Here is a 21,488-nt window from a genome sequence, read left to right as displayed (position 1 = left end):
AAGAATGGTTATTCTTCGATACAGCCAATTTTAGCAGAGACTACAGACCTTTAGTGAAAGTACGTGTGATTACGTCTTGCTGTTGCTCAGGGGTCAGAGCATTAAAGGTACTGCGTAACCTGATACACGGATGGTTAATTGTGGATATTTATCTGGATTCACAATTGCATCTTCAAGCATTCTCACGGTTCATCACGTTCACGTTTAAGTGCTGACCACCTTCACGGTTTGGTTTACTTAGGAAGTAACCGTCCATGAGTGACGCTAAGTTAGAGCGACGACCTGTGTCATCTTTACCTAGTGCATTTGGCACAATTGAGAAGGTATAAGAAATACCGTCTTGTGCGTGAGCAAATGGCAGTTTAGCTACTGAAGTGAGTGATGCGATTGCACCGTTTTCATCACGACCATGCATTGGGTTTGCACCTGGAGCAAATGGCGCGCCTGAACGACGACCGTCTGGTGTATTACCTGTTTTCTTACCATAAACCACGTTAGAGGTAATGGTTAAGATTGACTGAGTCGGTACGGCGTTGCGATACATTTTCTTATCGCGAATTTTTGCCATAAAGCGTTCAACTAAGTCGCAAGCAATGTCATCAACACGTGGGTCGTTATTACCAAATTTTGGATAATCGCCTTCAATGTCAAAATCAACTGCAATGCCGTCTTCATCACGGACAGGCTTCACTTTAGCAAATTTAATGGCAGATAATGAATCCGCAGCAATTGATAAGCCTGCAATACCACAAGCCATAGTACGGCGAACGTCACGGTCATGCAGTGCCATTAGTGCTGATTCGTAAGAATACTTGTCATGCATAAAGTGGATTGCATTAAGTGCTGTGACATATTGAGTTGCTAACCAATCCATTAAGCCGTCTAAACGAGACATTACGTCATCAAATTCAAGTACGTCAGCGGTAATTGCGTCTGCTTTTGGTGCGATTTGTTTTTTCAGTTTTTCGTCAACACCGCCATTGATAGCATAAAGCATAGTTTTGGCTAAGTTTGCACGAGCACCGAAGAACTGCATGTGTTTGCCAACAACCATAGGGCTTACACAACATGCGATTGCGTAATCGTCAGACTCAAAGTCATTACGCATTAGGTCATCGTTTTCATACTGAATAGAGCTTGTATCAATTGATACTTTTGCACAGTAGTTTTTAAACGCTTGTGGTAACTGAGTTGACCATAGTACTGTGATGTTTGGCTCTGGGCTTGCACCCATGTTGTATAACGTATGTAAGTAACGGAAGCTTGATTTAGTCACCAATGTACGACCATCAACACCCATACCGGCCATTGATTCTGTTGCCCAGATTGGGTCGCCAGAGAATAACTCATCGTATTCAGGGGTACGTAAGAAACGAACCATACGAAGTTTCATAACGAAATGGTCAACCATTTCTTGTGCTTGTTCTTCAGTGATTAAGCCACTTTTAAGGTCTCGCTCGATAAAGATATCGATGAACGTTGAAGTACGGCCTAAAGACATTGCCGCGCCGTTTTGGCTTTTCACTGCAGCTAGGTAGCCGAAGTAAGTCCACTGGATAGCTTCTTTAGCGGTTTTAGCAGGAACAGAGATATCGCAACCATATTTAGCTGCCATGGTTTTCATTTGTGCTAATGCGCGATGTTGTTCTGCAATTTCTTCACGTAATTGAATGACGCTTGATAAGTCATCACCCGCTTCCATTTGTGATTGAAGCGAAGAGAATTGGTTAAACTTATCTTTCATTAGGTAGTCGATACCGTATAACGCGATACGACGGTAGTCACCAATAATACGGCCACGGCCGTAAGCATCAGGTAAACCAGTTAATATGCCTGATTTACGACAAGCCATAATTTCAGGGGTGTAAACATCAAATACGCCCTGGTTATGAGTTTTACGTAATTCTGAATAGGTGTATTGAATGTCTTTATCAAGTTCACGGCCATAAGCTTGGCAAGAACCTTCAACCATGCGAATACCACCGTTAGGTAACATTGCACGCTTTAATGGTGCGTCAGTTTGTAAACCAACGATTGTTTCAAGATCTTTGTTGATATAACCCGCATCGTGAGACGTAATGGTTGACACTAACTCAGTGTCAAAATCGACAGGAGCGTGAGTTTGGTTTTCTAACTTGATATTTTCCATCACTTTATCCCATAGAGATAAAGTGGCAACGGTAGCACCAGCTAAAAATGATTCATCACCCTCATAAGGCGTGTAGTTCTTTTGGATAAAGTCACGTACGTTTACTTCTGTTTTCCAATCGCCTGCTACGAAACCTTCCCACGCGTTGGCAAATAGTTCGGTTTTATCTGTCATTTACTTAACCCTCTGGTTGATTAACTACGGCTAGATGCGAGTAAAATTGCTTACCTATCCGTTGAGTGTTTGCATTCTTGTCTAGGAGATTCGCTAGACTGAGTCGTTTACCGCTTCTGCGACATTCTTGGCAACTTGTGTACCTAACTCACTTAATGACGCTTCAGATGTAGTAACCGGCTAATGGTTTAAATTGGTAAGACCATTTATCCATGTGTTAATAATAGCACAAGAATTTGGTGTTATCGGTATAATTCGTTAATTGATTGGCAAAAGTGTTAACTGCATAGCATATCTTTTTGTTATTTGGTGTCAGTCAATATCAAAAAAAAGCGAAACCTGTGGGCTTCGCTTTTTTTACGATTTTATAACATAGACTCATTATAGCAGCGCTGGAATACCTTCAATCATCCCAACGGCTAGCATGGCGGCTAAACAAATCACAAACGCAAGACCCGGAATAACGATACGGTCAGCAAATGATAATGTCTTAGGACGTTCTTTATCACCAATTAAACCATTGTTATCAAGTAGCATGGTTAATACCACGCCAGCACTGGGTTTGCCACAAATGCTGCGAAGATACAGATACCAGCTGCTTGTGAGCTTGTGGTGTCTTTTACCATTTGTAAGCCGGCTTCAAGCAAAGGTAAAAATACCCCCACAAGTAACGCGATAGACATAACAGGGCGCCATACAGTGATATCCATTGGATAGCCCACAATGGCTACAATGATACATAAGCTACCCAGTAGGATGGCTCCTGCAGGAATAGGGCGCTTAGCGATGGCTGCAGGGATCATGTATGTTCCCCAAGATGAAGTGATGTTACCTCCACCTACAGCTGTCCCAACCATTTGTCTAACTGAACAGGTCGTCATGGTGTCATCGACATCCATTAGGACTTTCTCTGCGCCTCTAGGGTAGTTTAATTCTTGGAAAATACGGTGCCCTAAAAAGTCAGGAGACCACATTGCAACGGCTAAAATCGCAAACGGTAATGAAGCAATAAAATGAGCCATATCTGGTAAGCCTAATTGCCAACCTTGTTCAGTTGAACCCCACCAGTAAACAGGGTTCAAGTTAGGAATGCCAGGGGCTGTAGTGAATTGCAGGTCAAGCCCTGCGCCTAAACCGAAAGACAGCGCAATTGCTGCAATTGAACATAACGGAATCGCTAACCAACGTTTACCAAACTTAGCCAGCGCAGCGTAAATTACCACGTTAATCACTAAAATAATAAAGGCTACATAACCTAAAGAGTAATCTAAGGCATGCTTAGCTTGCAGTCCGCCAGCCCAATCAAATAATGAGCCAATTTGGCTTTTTGCGCCCATAAAACCCAAGAACACGAGCAAGCCGCCAGCAACCCCACTACTGGTAAGGTTGACCAGTTTTGAACCGCCTTTAAAGTAACTTAACAGTAAGCCAAATATACCAATTAAGATAGCGAGGGCTAGTGGGTGAGCACCTGCAAGTGCAATGGTACCAATTAACGGGATCATTGTAGCCATGGTTGCCGCCTAGGTTAGCTCGAGGATTAATAAAACCTGAGCTGATGATACAAAATAGTAATGCGGGGATAAGCATTTCAACACGAACAATTTGAATGGCAAATTCAGCACCTAGATTAACATGATCCCATTTATCACTGAGACCTGCTGCCCAAGCCGCCATCACCGCAGAGTACATCACCGTAATACCGATGGTACCAGCAATGGCGGGGACTAAGTCTTCCCATTCAAAACGAAAATCTCGTCCAGGAAGGTTAAGACCCCAGCGTCTTGGCTTCATGATTTTGAGTTCGTTTTCAAGGTAGGCGTCGCGTGTTTCAAACTCACTCGCAGGGCGGTGAAGTTCGCTGTAGCTTGCTTCTTTTTTAGGTGTTTCTGAATTGCTGACTGTTTCTGACATATTTCTCATTCTCCGAAAAGAACAGGTTATTTCATCAATTGATGAAGTTGAGTGTGTTCCATTGAGTGATGGCGGTGCCCATTAGGTCAGCTAGCCAATGAGCCCTATGAGCTCGGGTCACTATATCTATTTACGGTGAAATTTTGTTCAAATTTGCCGCAAAGATGTCCATTTATCGGCTTACTCTTCTTGGTAAGACCAATTTACCTAACGAATTTTAGCATAGGGGATGCATGTCATCACTTGGTATCGATAAAGTTGATGCTTTGATTGCTCGAACTGGGAGCTGGTTAACAAGTTGGCAGCAAAATACGATCAAGAATACGATGTTAACACACCTTAAATTCATCAAATTTGGGTACTAAAATAGAGAGTATCAATTTTTTTGATAGTCCATAATAAATAGTATATACAATGATTGATATTTGGGTGGGGGTGTTGGCTATTTTTTAAGATAACGATCTTGGTCATCATTATTTTTAGCAAATAATCGTTTTTGCAAATTTCGGTATTGCACAACTGAAACACTAAACATGACACTATCATGCTCGTGATTGATGGTAATACCAATCCGCATTAATAAGTGACCACTTAGTATGTGTTCAACGACGTTTGATTAAGGCATCGCTATACCGTCATGGTCGTTCCCTTTCAAATAGCGCTAACGCAGAGTAAAGCGGCTAGGGCATGCCTTTGTGGCGTGTCTTTAAAGGGGGAGACTGTAGCGGTGTACGGGGTGGAATCATTGAGGTTAAACAGTAGAAAGAGCGTGCGAGATAATGATTATCGAGATGATTATTAATACGATAGCTTTTGTCGATAAGCTATCTGTTAACGCATTGACGGACTTATCTATGGGCTCTTATCGGAGCCCATTGAGGAAAGAAGAGATTATAAAATGTTACGAGCGACTCGTTTTGCTTCAGATATTAAGCAGTCTCTTAGCGGGTTTTCACCCGTGTCGTGACGCCAAATAAACGATAAGTTTCGATTTAAGTTCAGTTCTGGTGTGCTTAACATGACTAGCTCACCGCTCGCGATGTCTTTTTCGACATCAAAATAAGGCAGACAACTTAAATAGACACCATTTTTCACCAATGCTTTTAATAACCCCACTTGTTCGTATTCTTTCCACACGTTGAGTTTGCCCATCAAACCATGAATCGCTGCATCAAAAATACGTCTGGTACCTGCGCCAGGTTCACGTAGCACCCATTTTGCTTGCTCTAACTGGGAGATACTGGTTTGCTGACTTAACGCAAAAGGGTGATGAGGTGAGGCTATCACTACGAGGCGATCATCTACCCAGGGCTCCTGGTGTAAGCGGCTATCATCAATGCGCCCCTCAATGACCCCGATATCAAATTGATAATCGAGCACTTCTTTGGCAACATGATCACTATTTTCAACGGCAATTTCTATCCTAAGTTCAGGGAAGTCATTATCGATTTTGCTGATAAGACTGGGTAACAAGTGTTCCGCTGCCGTTTGGCTTGAACATAATTTTACGGTACCGCTGACAATATGCTGTTGATGAAGCCCTAATGCAATTTGTTGCGCATCTTGCAGCAGTTTTTGTGCTTTAGGCCGTAGCCATTGACTCCAATGACTCACAATAAGCCGGTTACCTTGACGAATAAACAATGGGCGCCCGAGTAAATGTTCTAGCTGGCTTAATGACATGCTGACCGCAGATTGGCTCATGGATAACTTTTTTGCAGCCGCACTGACACTTTCTAAGCTGGCTACAGCATCGAAAACTGCAATTTGTTTAAGTGTATAGTGCATAAGTTACCTATTGATAAATCAGTTTTTAAGTGGTTATGTTCGACTATTTTTATGATGAGGTATAGTAGCAATTGCTGGTTTTGTGGCGCAGTTAGCAGTAATTTACCTCAACTCAAGTTATGGACACGTTTTAATGGCCTGATAAATAAAAAACGGCATCCGAAGATGCCGTTTGCTTACCACTAATTAAAACAACTCACCATTAAAATTGATATGTTGCTGTCGTGTGGAAGTAACGACCTACGTTGTCATAAGCTGAACTTGCAGCTTCAGTACCTGTAGTACCGTAAGGTAAGTCACGGTTAAATATGTTGTCGATACCAAATTTCAGCATTATGCCTGAGTCGAAGGTATAGGCAACAGATGCATCACTAATATAGTAATCACCGTATGCCATAGCACTGCTTGGGTTAGCGTTGTTGTCTAACGTGTAGTTAGTGTATAAATCTACCGCCTGAATGTAACGGGTTCTCCAAGAGTAATCCCAGTTATCAAGTGCAAAGCTGATGCTCCAGTTGGCTTGCCATTCAGCGTAGCCTGCAGTACCTGCTAACTCTTCATATGTGTCTGGCTCATCTTGGAAAGAGTAGTCATCACGTTTTAGTAAATGCGTGGCAATTAAATTAGTGCGAACATCGCCTTCAAATGCTTCGAAGGTGTAGCTGATATCAAAGTCGATACCTGCGGCTTCAAGTGCAGCGATGTTTAATGCAAACTGTCTAATTTGAGTCACTTCGCCTGTGGTTGAATCACGAGTGATTAAACTACAGTACTGGTTATTTACGCCATTTGTTGAATCAACACAGCGGTCAAGAATATCCTGAGCACCTACAGCGCTAATAGCATTCTCGATTTCAATGTTCCAGTAGTCAGTTGTGATTGATAAGCCATCAATAAAGCTTGGCTGATAGACCACACCGAGAGTGTAACTTTTTGATTCTTCCTCTTCTAACTCTTCATTGCCGCCGCTTAAACCTTCGAGGGTTTTGTCGTCGTAATCTGAGTCAAAACTGCTTGAAACGCCTAACGCTGAACAGTTAGCTTCGCGTATAGATGAGTCACTTAAATCATTTAGGTTAGACGTACGGCATGGATCGTTAACGCTAAAGAACGTTTGACTTGCTGCGCCATAAAGTTCACTGATGTTAGGGGCACGGATCGCTTCAGCATAAGTGGTACGAACTCGAAGTTCGTCATCAACTTCCCAGCTTAAGCCAGCTTTCCAGGTTGTTGCATTACCAATGGTGCTGTAATCGGCAAAACGCACTGCTAAATCAAGATCTAACTGACGAACCATGGGTAAATCAGCAAGTAACGGTAGAGTGATTTCAGCAAAAACTTCGCTAACGTCAAATTCGCCTTTGTCTTCGCCTAAAACGTTGAAGAAGGTGCCTTCAGCATTGTCTGGTTCAAAAATTTCACTTTGTTCTTTACGGTATTCAACACCCGTAGAGAACCCCACATAACCCGCAGGAAGCTCAAACAAACCTGAGTTTGTCATGGTGCCGCCTAACACAGTTTGTTTAATGACAGAGGTACCTTTTGATGTTGTATTGATATAATCAATGGCTTCTTGGCTTGGCGCGCCGTAACCAAAAATATCAACCGGTACACAGCCTTCAGCTCTTGCGGCTTCATCACGACAAACGGCTTCACCATCAACTAAAATTGAATCTAGTGCATTTTCATAGTGACTGAAAACAAGGTTGTTGCTGTTAATACGTTCAAGATCAGTTTGACCATAAACGGCATACAGGTCGTAATCCCAATCTTCAAAAACAACACCTTCAAACCCCAGTACATAACGTTGGGTTTCGCGAGTGTCATCTTCAACACGCACACCTAAATCAGTCATAAAGCGGCGGATATTGATGCTGTCAACATCATTTTCTTGCATCAGAGACACAAGCTCAGAGCTGATAAACGCGTTATCGATGCTGATGTCATTGGTTGGGTCAGCAAAGAAAAATGCTGGCTGACCTTCGTCTCTAGACTGACTGTTAGCGTATTTAGCTTCAAAATACACATTATGGTCATCGTTCAGTTGATAGTTGGTTTTAAAGTTAACGTTATAACGTTCAAATTCTGGCTGTAAAATCACAAACTGGTTTAAGTTAGTGAAATCACAATCAGAACAACGAATACCATCAACATTTTGACCTAAATAAACATCTTTTAGCGAGCCATCAGCGTTAAAGGTTTTCCATCCGTCTAAATACATTGTACCTGCATTGCTAATACTGTAATGGCCAGCATTAGGGGTTAAGTACTTATCAGGATCTGAAGGGGTATTTGAGTCTATTGGGTTCCCGTCAACATCAAGAGGACGAGTGGTATTGGTTAAACTTGCATAAGATGTTGAGGTTTGGTCTCTATCAAATGCATTAAGCTGCTCTTGTGAGCTGTATTCAACAGCAAAAGCGATGTTACCGTCACCTTGGGCAAAGTCTTTACCGTAAGAAATAGAGAAACGGTCTTTGTTAAAGCCGCTATCGTCAGCCCAACCTTTGGTAGCAGAAACATCTAAACCGGTAACGTTTTTCTTTAAGATAAAGTTAACCACACCGGTTACCGCATCGGCACCATAAATAGCAGATGCACCACCGGTAATCACTTCAACTTTGTCAATCCACACACTTGGGATTGTATTAACGTCAACAGACGATGTACCAGCAGAGCTTGATACGTGACGTTTACCGTTAACTAATACCAAGGTTCTGGCTGTACCCATACTTCTTAAATCAAGTACGTTAAGACCTGAAGTACCAATTGAGTTACCTGAATTAGCGAGTGAGGAAGTACTGCCTAAGGCGGGTAATTGGTTTAGCGCTTCACCAATATTCGTTACACCTGTTGATAATAATTCGTCACCGCTAATCACGGTCACAGGTGTTGGCGCTATGGCACCTTCACGAATAATACGTGAACCCGTTACTGAAATACGTTCAACATTTGATTCAACTGCTTCTTCAGCAAAAGTGTTGATTGATGTGGTGGCCGATAAGGCGACACCACTTATTAACGCAACGCGCACCGCATTGGCTAATTTTGAATTAACTTGCATTTATCACTCCCAGAAATGTTTTTTATTATGGTGAATATGCCGTCAATATTGGGCGTGCCGTATTGACGTAACATTACACAAGCATGTGTATAACCATAAAGTGCATAAAATACAACAGGGGTATTTGGGGTTTGTAACCAATTAAGTATTAACGTAAGTTGTTATTTAAGTTCACAAATAAAAAACAACTGTACGACTTTAATGCAAATTTGTCAGCGTTGATATTTACAAAAGCTGAATTTGTTAATGAAGTGTCAAATCGAAGTGTGGCGAGATGTTTTCTGCCGTTGTATTAAGTATACAATGTTATTGTAATGTGTTTTTTATATGGATTTTTTTATGATGAAAAAAAGTAAAGATGTGGTTTATTTTGATATAAATCATCATTTGTTATTTATTTAAATGAGATTCGATATTTTAAGGCAATTAGCATAACAGACAAAAAAATATATTTACTATCATTCATAATTGCATATGCATTCACTTTGATTGCATATGTATTTTGGTTGAATCCAGTGTTGAGTAAATTATTTCAATTCGTTTAATCAACAGCGAGGCAATATAGAAAGTGACAATATACAAAGTGACAATATACAAAGGGGTGTAACGTCTTGGATAAAAAAAGCCAGCAAAGCTGCTGGCATTTTGTTGTCGGCCTGATATTGACTTACATCAGGTAGGTATTACTTATTGTACGTTTTCGCTGTCACCAAACTCACCTGCAAACAACGCAGAAGATAAATAACGCTCTGCAGCCGATGGCAGTATCACAACGATGGTTTTGTCTGCAAACTCAGGTAATGCCGCGATACGATTAGCCGCTACAACCGCTGCACCAGAAGAAATACCCACTAAGATACCTTCTTCTTTCATTAAACGGCGTGCCATTTCAATTGACTCTTCGTTACTCACAGCTTCAACACGGTCGATAATTGATAAATCTAAGTTACCAGGAATAAAGCCTGCACCAATACCTTGGATTTTATGTGCACCTGGTTGAATAGGTTGTCCAGCTAAAGCTTGGGCAATAACCGGTGAATCTACAGGCTCAACGGCGACAGAGGTAATGGTTTTACCTTGTGCTTTTAAGTAACGACTTACACCTGTTAGCGTACCACCAGTACCGACACCGGCAACAAATACGTCAACTTCACCATCGGTATCGCTCCAAATTTCTGGGCCGGTAGTTTTTTCGTGTATTTCAGGGTTAGCAGGGTTACTGAATTGGCCTAATACTAAATACTTTTCTGGTGCTGACTGGCGAATTTCTTCTGCTTTATCAATCGCACCTTTCATGCCTTTAGCGCCTTCAGTCAGTACTAAGTTAGCACCTAATGCTTTAAGCAATTTGCGACGCTCTAAACTCATGGTGTTAGGCATCGTTAGGGTTAGTTTGTAACCACGAGCTGCAGCAACATAAGCAAGCGCAATACCAGTGTTACCTGATGTTGGTTCAATCAGCTCGATATCTTTAGTTAACAAACCTTTCTTTTCGGCATCCCAAATCATGTTAGCGCCAATACGACACTTAACACTGAAGCTTGGGTTGCGAGCCTCAACTTTTGCTAACACGTTACCGTTACTAACACGGTTTAAACGGACGAGTGGGGTATTACCTAAAGTATATGAATTATCTTCGAAAATTTTGCTCATGGATGATTTGCTCCTATGGTTGCATTGTCTAATCATAATCGGCTGCACAATATTTAGAAGTGAAAGTTTGTTCTTCTTTATTCTTTTTAGTTATTAGCGATTATGCTGTTATACTAAAATGACGGTTTTAGGGGGCAAATTCAACGTTTAGAGTAAATAAACGCCTGCTGATGGTCTGACCATTATGCAAATTTAATTTAGTATGACGAAAACAAAATATAAAATACTAGAATAGCTGCAATAAGTTAATTCGCTCAACTGAGATGCGATAAGACTGATCTTGAGGGTGATGGCCATAATTAAGGTCATCATGTTTAACTCAAGTCATGGGAACGTCTTTTCGTTGATGGGCATTAACTCACTCACTTACTAATAATGGTAGAGCAAAATGAATAAAGTTGTGATTTCTGGTAGCGGTTTATATACCCCTCCTTATAGCGTGTCTAACGATGAATTAGTGACCTGTTATAACAGTTACGTAGACCAATTTAACCAACAGCATGCCGCCGATATTGAAGCCGGTAAAACTGCTGCTTTAGCCTACTCATCAAGTGAGTTTATTGAAAAGGCTTCAGGCATTAAAAGTCGTTATGTTATGGTTAAAGAGGGTATTTTAGACACCGACGTGATGATGCCATTAATTGCCGATAAGCCGTCTGAAGCATTATCGATGCAAGCTGAAATGGGCATTACTGCAGCAACACAAGCGTTAGCGCAAGCGAACCTTGCCGCTGAAGATATTGATTTAGTCATTGTAGCGTGTGCTTATACCCAAAGGGCTTACCCAGCTATTGCGATTGAAATCCAACAAGCCATGGGTACCAAAGGTTTTGCTTACGACATGTTAGTGGCTTGTTCGTCTGCCACTTTTGCGATTGTCAATGCAGTTAATGCTATCCGAGGTGGAACCGCCAATCGTGTATTAGTGATTAACCCTGAGTTAACTTCGCCGCAAATCAATTTCCGCGATCGTGATAGCCACTTTATCTTTGGTGATGTGGCTACCGCCGTTGTGGTTGAGCGTGCAGAGCTGTCAACCTCAGAACACGCGTTTAGCGTGTTATCGACACGTTGTGTCACTGACTACTCAAGCAATATCCGCAGCAACTTTGGTTTTGTTAACCGCTGCGATCCCGAGCAAGCAAACAGTGCCGATAAATTGTTTCATCAACAAGGCCGTAAAGTGTTTAAAGAGTTACTGCCAATGATTTACCAACATTTAGATGCTCAATTTACTGACGAGCAGATAAAACCTGATGAATTTAAGCGTTTATGGTTGCACCAAGCCAATATAAACATGAATTTGTTTGTAGTGAAGAAGCTTCTTGGTGATAATGTCGAACCCTCACAAGCTCCTATCGTTCTTGATGAGTATGCAAATACAGCATCAGCAGGATCCGTGATTGCATTCCATAAATACAACCAAGACTTTAAAACTGGTGACTTAGGTTTACTGTGTTCATTCGGGGCTGGATATTCGATAGGTAGTATCGTTTTAGAGAAGTGTTAAGTGGCCGCGTTAGGCCACCGTAATTAAGGTGAATATATTGCGTATATTGATTGTTGAAGACAGTACAACCGTATCTAAAATCTTAAAACATTTGATTATGCAAGAACTTGGTTACCAGGTCGATGTTGCTCCAGATATGTCCAGTGCTTTGGCGCTGTTGGAGCAACACCAATATTTTGTTGTGGTTGCAGACTTAAACTTACCCGATGCTTCAAATGGTGACATAGTGCGTCTGGTGTTATCGTCATACAAGACACCATGTATTGTGCTGACCAGTAATTTAGACGCGAACCAACGTCGCGATATTCTTAAGCTCGGTATTGTTGATTATATCCCGAAAGATAACCGCTACAGCTATCAGTATGTCGTTAAGCTAATCGATAGATTGTATCGTAATCAGTACGTTAAAGTGTTAGTGGCCGATGATTCTGTGGTGAGCCGTAAGTTTGTGCGTATGTTACTTGAGCATCATTTGTTCCAAGTGATTGAAGCCAATGATGGCGAAGAGGCACTCGCGATATTAGCACGCGAGCCAGATATTCAGCTGCTGATCACCGATTACAATATGCCAAACATCGATGGCGTTGAGTTAATCTTGCGAATACGTGAAAGCTATAATCGCGAAGCCATCGCCATTATTGGTTTATCCAATGACAATGACGAAAGTTTGTCAGCCAAATTTATTAAAAATGGTGCCGATGATTTCTTGCAAAAACCGTTTGTGCATGAAGAATTTCATTGTCGAGTGCTTAACACATTAGACTCGCTCGACATGATGCGCAACTTGTGGGCGAAAGCTAACCGCGACTATTTAACCAAAGCCTACACACGGCGTTACTTCTTCACTGAGCACAATGCTAATGAGGGTGAGTCAGGGACCTTGTCAGTGGCATTAATTGATTTGGATTTTTTCAAAAAAATTAATGATACCTATGGTCATGATGTGGGTGACCAAGTGTTAGTTGAATTTGCTCAGCGGCTTGAAAATGCATTTGGCGCTAATTTTACCGTTGCACGTTTTGGTGGCGAAGAGTTTGTTGTGGCTTTTAAAGGATTAGACAGCACGAAAACTACCACCCTAATGAACAAGTTTCGCGGCCAATGTGAAGCAAACCCTATCAGCACGACGGCAGGTGATTTAACCGTGTCATTTAGCTGTGGAGTGACGACTAAAAGTACTGAGTCGTTAGATCACGCTTTACACCGCGCAGACGAACTGCTTTACCAAGCCAAAGCGGCGGGTCGTAATCAGGTGATTAGCCAATAAAGCAGACTTAATGACAATATTATGCCGTTGAATGTAACCATCAACGGCATTTTTATTGCCCGCGCTATAATAACCACGCGTAACTCATTTTCATAAAAAAAGTTTTGTCATTTTGAGTCAGCGAATCTATGTCATCATTTGCGATAAAAGCATCTGAGTAACCAAGGTAAAATACACTTTGCGGGTTTAATTTATAACCATAAAGCAACTCATTACCTAAGTCTTCATAGAGGCTATTTGGATTTTGGTATAAATACAGGCTTGGGTCGCGTTCAATGTGAGTATAAACACTGCTTAACCGAATAAAACTGTTCAGTGTCAATTGCCAGTTTAATCTTAAATCACTAAGGTTTGCTGTAAATAAGCGACCATCGTCAACATCCAATGTTTGGTAACGATGTGAAATGTCGAGCACTAATGACTCGGTTATTTTCCACTCAACGCCTGGATTGAACATATTGACCGATGCAGGGCGGTTATTGGCATAATCAATGTCATCGCCAAAATACATGTCCAGTTCTAACTTGAGTGAACCTATTGGCGTAAAATGAGTGTAAAACCAACCTAAGGTTTCTTCAAACATGGTGGTGTTACCATTAATGGCAATATCGCTAGGGTCATGGCGTCTGCCGACTCGTTCGCGCTCAATAACTCCAGCGGCAATGTAACTTTGCAAACCACCTTCAAACTCAACAAACATCTCAGTTTCTTGTTCTAGGCGTTCATGATTTTGGCTATGGGTAATGTCCCAATCCCCACCAAATTCAATTCGGTTAAAGAAGTGGCCGTCTGGATACCAAGTATAGCCGCCGCCCACCACAAATTTAGCTAAATCAACTTTATCAATAAAGCCTAAGTCGGCTCTAAAATCTCGGCCAATCGATTCATATTGGCTCGACACATACCAATTTCTGCGTTGATGTTCATAAGCGATCTTGTACATACCGTCATTAAATTCGCCGTCTTTTTGGGTGCGCAGTACTCGTTCGTTAATCGCGCATTCTCCAATGTCACAATCATCCTCGACTTGAGCGCAATCGTCGCTACCGCAAAACTGATTAAAAAACTCATCAGGGTATTGGGTAACCGAGTGCGCATATTGCGCGGTAAAGGTATCTTGTTTGGTCGGTTGATATTTAATGTCGCCACTGAGAAGGTAGTTATGATAATCATCGGCTTGCTTTAAGGTTAGCAAACCGCCCACCGAAAACTGCTTACTGGGATCAAAACGATACCGACTGGCAACGTTATGGCTCGTATCATCTATTATCGCAATATCGGAGCTTAAATTGCCCGGCACCAAAAATTGACTTTGAATGTCATTGGCGGCCAACACGGCAAAAGTATGGTCATCGGTTTTACTGGTGAGCTTTACGCCATAATCTGGCGAGCCAATATTTCGGGTATGGAGTAAATCTAATTAGATATCAAAATAGTCTTTGTTGTCTAAAAAGAAGGCGCGTTTTTCAGGGAAAAATAGGGCGAAGGTGTTATTCACATCTAATTGGCCGGCATCAGCCTCCACCTGAGAGAAATCAGGGTTAATGGTGGCATTTAATAAGGTGGTTGGCGTGATCCCCCAGCGTAAATCTAAACCAGCTTCAACATTGGTATCGTCTGCCCATGGTACTGTGGGCGCAACATCACGTTGACTATTTTGATTGGCGACCAGTGAGGGGGTTAATTGCAGGTCTTTACCTTGAGTTGCACCGGCAAGGCCAGAGACTGTACCGAGTTGGCAAAGCTGACATGACACATTGCGATCAATTTGGTGAGTCGACAAGCGATGAGTTTCATTACGAGGATAAAAACGGATTAATTCTATCCCCCATGTTTGTATGGGGTGTCGATCATCAAAGTTAAATAAGCGCAGTGGCAGTTGGATTTCAACTTGATAACCTTGTTCGGTTATTTTGCCTCTGCTATACCAAATACCATCCCAGGCATCACTTTCTTGACCGGTGAGTTCATTTTCAATTGAATCGCTTTGTACCCCATAGGCATTAATAAAAAACTGATAAGCCAAGCGGGCATTGTTAAAGGTATCAAGTTTAATGCCCACCATATCGTCGCCCCATGCATTATCTCTGTCTCTTAAATTGGCGCGGATATTCTCTGGTGCAGGGTCGTGGGCAATAAAAGCAAAATACAAACTGGTGTTCGAGGCAAACACTTTGGCATACGTATTAACCGGGGCAGCGGTATTTTCTGCGGGCGAGGTTTCATATTGCAGCATCACTTGCGCAGCCTGTTGCCAGGCTAGCTCATTAATGTCGCCATCAACGTTAATCTCTTGATTAACGGTTGGTATGTCTAGATGAAATTGTTGACTTGACCCTGCAAAAACGCATGGTGACAATAGGCAAGATAAAAGACCTACAGTCAATAGCGCACGAAAAGAATTAATCACAATTATGGTTTCTCGTTATTGTTATTTTATGTATTGTCGCAAAAATTAGTGCTTATGGCAGGTCTGACTTGTAAATAATGTATCAATGAATTGTTACGGGTTATGTTGTTGATGATGAGGTTAGGTAATAAAAAAGCCCGCTCATTTGAGCAGGCTAGTGTCTATAAATAGCGATTACTCTGGGGCAATCGTTGGGTGTTTATAGGCTTCACGATATTTATCTACCCACATTGAGGTTGCACCACAAATGGCCACGGGCATCACAATAAAATTAACAATGGGGATCATAGAAAACAATGTCACAGCTGCGCCAAAACTGAAGCTTGAGCCTTTGGTATTTTTTAGGGCAAATTTCATGTCATTAAAAGCAACCTTATGGTTGTCAAACGGGTAATCACAATATTGAATTGCCATCATCCAAGCGGTAAATAAAAACCACAATATAGGTGCGGCAGTTTGGCCAATGACAGGCACCCAAAATAACACCAAAAACAGTAATGCTCTGGGTAAGTAGTATTTCAATTTGGTGCCATTCACGGCCAAGGATCCGTGGTAAATCTTTGACCATATCGATTGATGTGCCGGTATTTAAGTTTTTACCCGTGAGGTGCTGTTCTACTTTTTCAGCAAGTAAGCCGTTAAAGGGGGCGGCTAACCAATTCATTACTGAGCTGAATATAAACGACATCACCACAAGCATGGTTAACACCGCTAATGGCCATAAAAAAAAGTGCAACCAACTAAGGTAGTCAGGTAGTTGACCGTTCATCCAATCAAACAGCACTGTCAGTTGGCTCACAGCAAGGTACATAGCCCCAGCAAAAAGGATGAGATTGATCATTAATGGGATAAAAACAAACGAGCGTAACCCCGGCTGTTTAATCAATTGAAAGCCTTGAATAAAATAATTAACGCCGCTCTTCTTAATGCTTTGAGAGTTATTTATCATCTAACACGCCTATTTTGTGACTCATGCTGTTAATTTTGACCAGCCAACGGCAATAAAACAAGCGTTAAACTGTTTCAAAAGGATAAAAATCGTTACAAAATGCGGCTCAATTGCTAAAGTGAGCTGCTTTTTCCTTTTAATGCGTACCTGAACTGGCAACATGAGATTAAAACAAATAAAACTTGCTGGATTTAAGTCGTTTGTAGACCCAACTAAAATCCCTTTTGATAATGCGTTATCAGCAATTATTGGTCCAAACGGCTGCGGTAAATCCAATGTGATTGATGCCGTGCGTTGGGTGCTGGGAGAAAGTAGCGCCAAAAATCTACGTGGCGACTCGATGACCGATGTTATTTTTAATGGCTCATCTGCCCGCAAACCGATTTCAGTAGCCGGTGTCGAACTGGTATTTGAAAATTCCCAAGGCCGCTTAGCCGGACAATATGCCAGTTACCAAGAAATCTCCGTTAAGCGGCAGGTCAACCGCGACAGTGAATCAACCTATTTTTTAAATGGTCAAAAGTGTCGTCGTAAAGACATTACCGACCTGTTTATGGGTACCGGCCTTGGACCGCGCAGTTATGCGATCATTGAACAGGGGACCATTTCACGCTTAATCGAATCTAAGCCGCAAGAATTACGAGTGTTTATTGAAGAAGCCGCTGGCATTTCGCGCTATAAAGAACGCCGCCGCAAAACCGAAAACCGCATTCGACATACCCGAGAAAATCTTGAACGCTTAAACGACATTAGAGTTGAATTAGGCTCGCAGCTCGACAAGTTATCACAACAAGCTAAAGCGGCTTTACAGTACCGCGAGCTTAAAACGAACGAGCGTTTATTGCACAGTCAGTTATTAGTGATCCGCTATCAAGAATTATTAAGCCAAACTGACAAACTTGACCAAGAGTCAAGCGTGCTTGAAACACAAGCCGAACAGTTGCAAACAACCAGCAGACATAGCGAAACCGCGGTGACGCAACTTAAACAGCAGCTTGAAGAGTTAAGTGACGCTGAGCATAAGTTAGTTGAGCAGTATTATCTTACCGGCAACAATATCACTAAATTTGAGCAGCAACTTAAGCATCAACAACAGCAAGATACTCAGTTACAGCAGCAAATCAGTGGATTACAACAACAAATAGCCACTGGCGAGCGCACCATAGTAAACTTAAACCAGCACTATCAAAAACTTGTGGCTCAAGCGGATGCTTTAGCGCCACAAACTGAGCAAGCACAAAGTGAACTCGATATCATTGACGAGCAGCTATCAATTGTTGAAGACGCCTGTGATGAGCAACAATCACAACTTACTCAATACGCAGAAACGCTAGCGACCACTAAAATGCAGTTGGCGCTGTCGCAATCGAGTTTGACGCATCAACAACAAAGCTTGCAACAAGATGAACGCCAAAAACAGCAACTTAATCAAGAACTGGCAGCGCTAAATCAACAAGACAGTCAAAACCAATTGCTTGATGCACAAACCCAACTTACTGCGTTGGAGCAAACCCTCAGCGCAACCCTTGAACAACAGCAAGAATTTGAACAGCAAGTCAGTGCGCTGCAACACACGGTTGAGCAGCATCGAGAGGCGTATCAAAGTCTAAAGCAAACCATGACTCATCGACATTCTCGATTGCAGTTAATTGATGAATTACTCGCCGGACACACACAAGCCGAAGGCCTGCAACTATGGCAAGTGGTTGATGTACAACCCGGTTGGGAGAAAGCCGTTGATATGGTATTGCAAGGGCTGAGCCAATTGCCAGTGCTGACGCAAGCGCAAGGTAAGCCAACACCCAGTCGCATTGGTTTTACTCAAGGTGAAATACTAAGCAATCAGGCGCTTAATACCCAGGCCAACCTCGCGCCTTGGCTGAAATCAGTTATTTGGGCAACGAGTCTCGATGAAGCAACCCAGTTGCTGACTCAAATTGCAGATGATCAATACATTGCCACCCAAGAGGGCTACTTAGTCGGTCATGGTTTTGTGTTAAATCATACTCAATCAGGTCAGTCTGCCATTGTGTTAAGTCAAGAGCGCTGCGAACTCAGTTCAGAGCTAGAAGCGCTAGAGCATCAACTTAACTCTGCGCAGCTGCAGCTCACCGAACACACACAAAAAGTGGCTGCTGCTCAACTTGCATTAGGCCAAGTGCAACAACGCAGTCATCAATTACAAATACAACAAACTAAGTTGCAATCAACCGTAAGCAGTTTGCAACAACAACGTGATGAAAAGCAGTTAAAACAACAAAAATGTCATGATTTGCTTATTGAGCTTGAGCAAACGTATCTCGACAAGCAAATGCAGATTGAAGCCTATGAAGGGCAGATTGCCAGCCAAGAGCAAGCAATGGCAGATGCCATTAATCAACATGAAGTGGCGCAACATGCATGGCAAAATAGCCAGGCTAAATTACGAGAAACCAAAACCAAACGGCAAGAGGCTGTCAGCAAGCTGACACAACAACAAACTACAGTGCAACAGCATGCCACGCAACAAGCGCTTGGCTTGCAACAATTACAACAGCAAACAGAAAAACAGACCGAATTATCAAATCAATACACTCAGCTGCAAAAAATGTTGCAAGACAACCAACATCAGCGTGGCGAACATCAAATTGCTCAATTATCACTCAGTTAACGCAAGCGCTTGAGCAACAGCAAGCCCTTCAGCTACAACTGCAACAAAATATGCCCAACAAGCCGAGCTGCAAACCAGTTTTGATAGCTCAGTATTGATGCAAAAACAACAGCTTGTAGCGTTACAAGACTTGACTCAAAAGATAAGCGCGTTAAAGTTACGTCGTGAGGGTTTAAAAGGGCAAGCAAATGCACAACTGCAATTACTGCAAGAGCAGCAAATTCAGTTACTACAAGTGATTGCTGACATGCCCGAACATGCAACGGCAAATGTGTAAGCCGAACAGCTCGAAAAGGTCAAACAAAAAATTAGTCGTTTAGGTGCAATTAACCTCGCGGCAATTGAAGAATTTGAAACTCAACGTGAGCGAAAAGCTTATTTAGACAGTCAAGATGATGATCTAAATAAGGGCTTAACCACGTTAGAAGATGCCATTAGAAAGATAGATAAAGAAACCAAAACCCGCTTCAAAGCAACATTTGAAGCGGTTAATCACGATTTAGGGCAGTTGTTCCCTAAAGTGTTTGGCGGTGGTCGAGCTTATTTAGCGCTCACCGATGATGACTTGCTCGAAACCGGAGTCACCATCATGGCTCAACCGCCAGGTAAGAAGAATAGCACCATACATTTACTTAGTGGTGGAGAAAAAGCGTTAACCGCTTTATCATTAGTCTTTGCTATTTTTAGACTAAATCCAGCACCTTTTTGTATGTTAGATGAAGTTGATGCACCTTTGGATGACGCAAACGTCGAACGTTTTTGCCGTTTATTGCAAGAAATGTCACAAAGCGTGCAATTTATTTATATCAGTCACAATAAAATAACGATGGAAATGGCTGATCAACTCATTGGCGTTACTATGCATGAACCAGGCGTTTCAAGGATAGTCGCAGTGGACATTGAAGCCGCAGTTGCCTTAGCCGATGCGGTATAAATTAGAAAGACAGGGATACTAATGAAAGATCTACAATTGGTGTTGTTTATATTAGGCGCGATCGCAATTATTGCGGTGTTAGTGCACGGTTTTTGGTCAATTAGAAAACAACAACCTAAATCGATGAAGCAAAGTCCGATGGCCGGATTTTACAAAAACCAAGCTCAACGAAGAGACTCAGAAGGGTTCGATGCTGATGGTATTGGTCAAGTGCGAGTACGCAAAGCTGACGAAGTGGAAGAAACAGTCATTAAACCGGTGTTAAAAACCAATTTAAGCCAAAAGCCAACTGAGCCCAAATTAAGTGATACGCCACTGCAAGATGCATTTGAGCAAACGCCTGCAAAAACGCAGCAGCCGACTCAACAACCATTATTTGCAGATGACGCTCAGGTACCAGAAGTGAAATCAACTGCTAATGCTTCTTTAAGTACCCCGAAGAAGATTGTTAATTCATCAACCAGCACTGGCAAATTAGAAAGCTATACAGGAAAACCACTACCAACAAAACCTGAGCCAGCACACCCAGTTCCTCCCAAAGTTGAACCGCTCATACTTGGCGAGGCGCCACAAACCGTCGAAACCGAGCCTCAAGTACAGCCTTCGGTTGCTGCTGAAGCTAAAGCCGACCCCGCGCCGCAAAGTGATGAACCGATTGAACCAACTGATGTGTTAGTACTGCATGTTGTGGCGAAACCGGGTGAGCAAATTAACGGCGCTGAATTACTGCCAAGCTTGTTATCACTTAACTTTAAGTTTGGCGATATGGATATTTTTCATCGTCATATCGATAACGCTGGCACGGGGAAAGTTTTGTTTTCACTGGCAAATATGTTAAAGCCTGGGGTATTTGACCCAGATAACATGGAGCAATTTGTTACCCAGGGCGTGGTCATGTTTATGACTTTACCAGCATATGGCGACCCAATGATGAACTTCACCATTATGCTTAACTCGGCGTACCAAATTGCTGATGACTTAGGTAGCCGAACTGCTTGACGGCCAACGTCAACCCTGGTCTGAAGC

The 21,488-nt window shown here is 42.2% G+C and carries 9 protein-coding genes and 4 pseudogenes; 4 read left to right on the top strand and 9 right to left on the bottom strand.

Features of this window, described 5'->3' with window-relative positions; all coding sequences use genetic code 11:
- Positions 1-40 precede the first annotated feature (40 nt).
- The 6 genes and pseudogenes from pflB to cysK form a co-directional block, all read right to left on the bottom strand.
- Positions 41-2,323: pseudogene (gene pflB, locus N4T56_RS11490) on the bottom strand (formate C-acetyltransferase).
- A gap of 381 nt (positions 2,324-2,704) precedes the next feature.
- A pseudogene (locus N4T56_RS11485) lies at positions 2,705-3,828 on the bottom strand (DUF3360 family protein).
- Positions 3,731-4,237 carry a DUF3360 domain-containing protein gene (locus tag N4T56_RS11480; RefSeq protein WP_261733313.1) on the bottom strand — a complete coding sequence of 169 codons (507 nt, stop codon included), beginning with the start codon at positions 4,235-4,237 and terminating at the stop codon, positions 3,731-3,733. Before N4T56_RS11480 ends, N4T56_RS11485 begins: the two are co-directional and overlap by 98 nt.
- A gap of 891 nt (positions 4,238-5,128) precedes the next feature.
- Positions 5,129-6,025, bottom strand: coding sequence for a LysR substrate-binding domain-containing protein (locus tag N4T56_RS11475; protein ID WP_261733312.1), 897 nt, complete (start codon positions 6,023-6,025; stop codon positions 5,129-5,131).
- A gap of 202 nt (positions 6,026-6,227) precedes the next feature.
- A complete protein-coding gene (locus tag N4T56_RS11470; protein WP_261733311.1) occupies positions 6,228-9,089 on the bottom strand; it encodes a TonB-dependent receptor domain-containing protein in 2,862 nt (953 codons plus the stop codon).
- A gap of 687 nt (positions 9,090-9,776) precedes the next feature.
- Entirely contained in the window at positions 9,777-10,742 is a 966-nt protein-coding gene (cysK, locus tag N4T56_RS11465; RefSeq protein ID WP_261733310.1) for a cysteine synthase A, read from the bottom strand.
- A 388-nt stretch (positions 10,743-11,130) separates the two neighbouring features.
- Here cysK and N4T56_RS11460 point away from each other — a divergent pair, with 388 nt between their 5' ends.
- Both N4T56_RS11460 and N4T56_RS11455 read left to right on the top strand, forming a co-directional pair.
- Positions 11,131-12,252, top strand: coding sequence for a beta-ketoacyl-ACP synthase III (locus N4T56_RS11460; protein ID WP_261733309.1), 1,122 nt, complete (start codon positions 11,131-11,133; stop codon positions 12,250-12,252).
- Positions 12,253-12,289: 37 nt separating this feature from the next.
- On the top strand, positions 12,290-13,519 hold the full coding sequence (locus N4T56_RS11455; protein WP_261733308.1) for a response regulator: 1,230 nt from the start codon (positions 12,290-12,292) through the stop codon (positions 13,517-13,519).
- A gap of 64 nt (positions 13,520-13,583) precedes the next feature.
- On the opposite strand, the gene N4T56_RS22490 is transcribed toward N4T56_RS11455, so the two are convergent.
- The 3 genes and pseudogenes from N4T56_RS22490 to cysZ form a co-directional block, all read right to left on the bottom strand.
- Complete coding sequence (locus tag N4T56_RS22490; protein WP_315903040.1) at positions 13,584-14,855, bottom strand: hypothetical protein; 1,272 nt, start codon at positions 14,853-14,855, stop codon at positions 13,584-13,586.
- Positions 14,856-14,939: 84 nt separating this feature from the next.
- Positions 14,940-15,929 (bottom strand): carbohydrate binding family 9 domain-containing protein, encoded by a 990-nt coding sequence (locus N4T56_RS22485; RefSeq protein WP_315903039.1) that lies wholly within the window; start codon positions 15,927-15,929, stop codon positions 14,940-14,942.
- Positions 15,930-16,184: 255 nt separating this feature from the next.
- Positions 16,185-16,878: pseudogene (cysZ, locus tag N4T56_RS11445) on the bottom strand (sulfate transporter CysZ); the annotation flags it as partial.
- Between the two features lie 160 nt (positions 16,879-17,038).
- Here cysZ and smc point away from each other — a divergent pair.
- Positions 17,039-20,462: pseudogene (smc, locus tag N4T56_RS11440) on the top strand (chromosome segregation protein SMC).
- A gap of 21 nt (positions 20,463-20,483) precedes the next feature.
- Complete coding sequence (gene zipA / locus N4T56_RS11435) at positions 20,484-21,461, top strand: cell division protein ZipA (RefSeq protein ID WP_390904040.1); 978 nt, start codon at positions 20,484-20,486, stop codon at positions 21,459-21,461.
- The last annotated feature ends 27 nt before the right edge of the window (positions 21,462-21,488 follow it).

The organism is Shewanella phaeophyticola, assembly GCF_025398315.1.
GTDB classification, from domain to species: domain Bacteria; phylum Pseudomonadota; class Gammaproteobacteria; order Enterobacterales; family Shewanellaceae; genus Shewanella; species Shewanella phaeophyticola.
The sequence above is the reverse complement of the archived record's forward strand: the minus strand, read 5'-3'. Positions and strand labels throughout refer to the sequence as shown.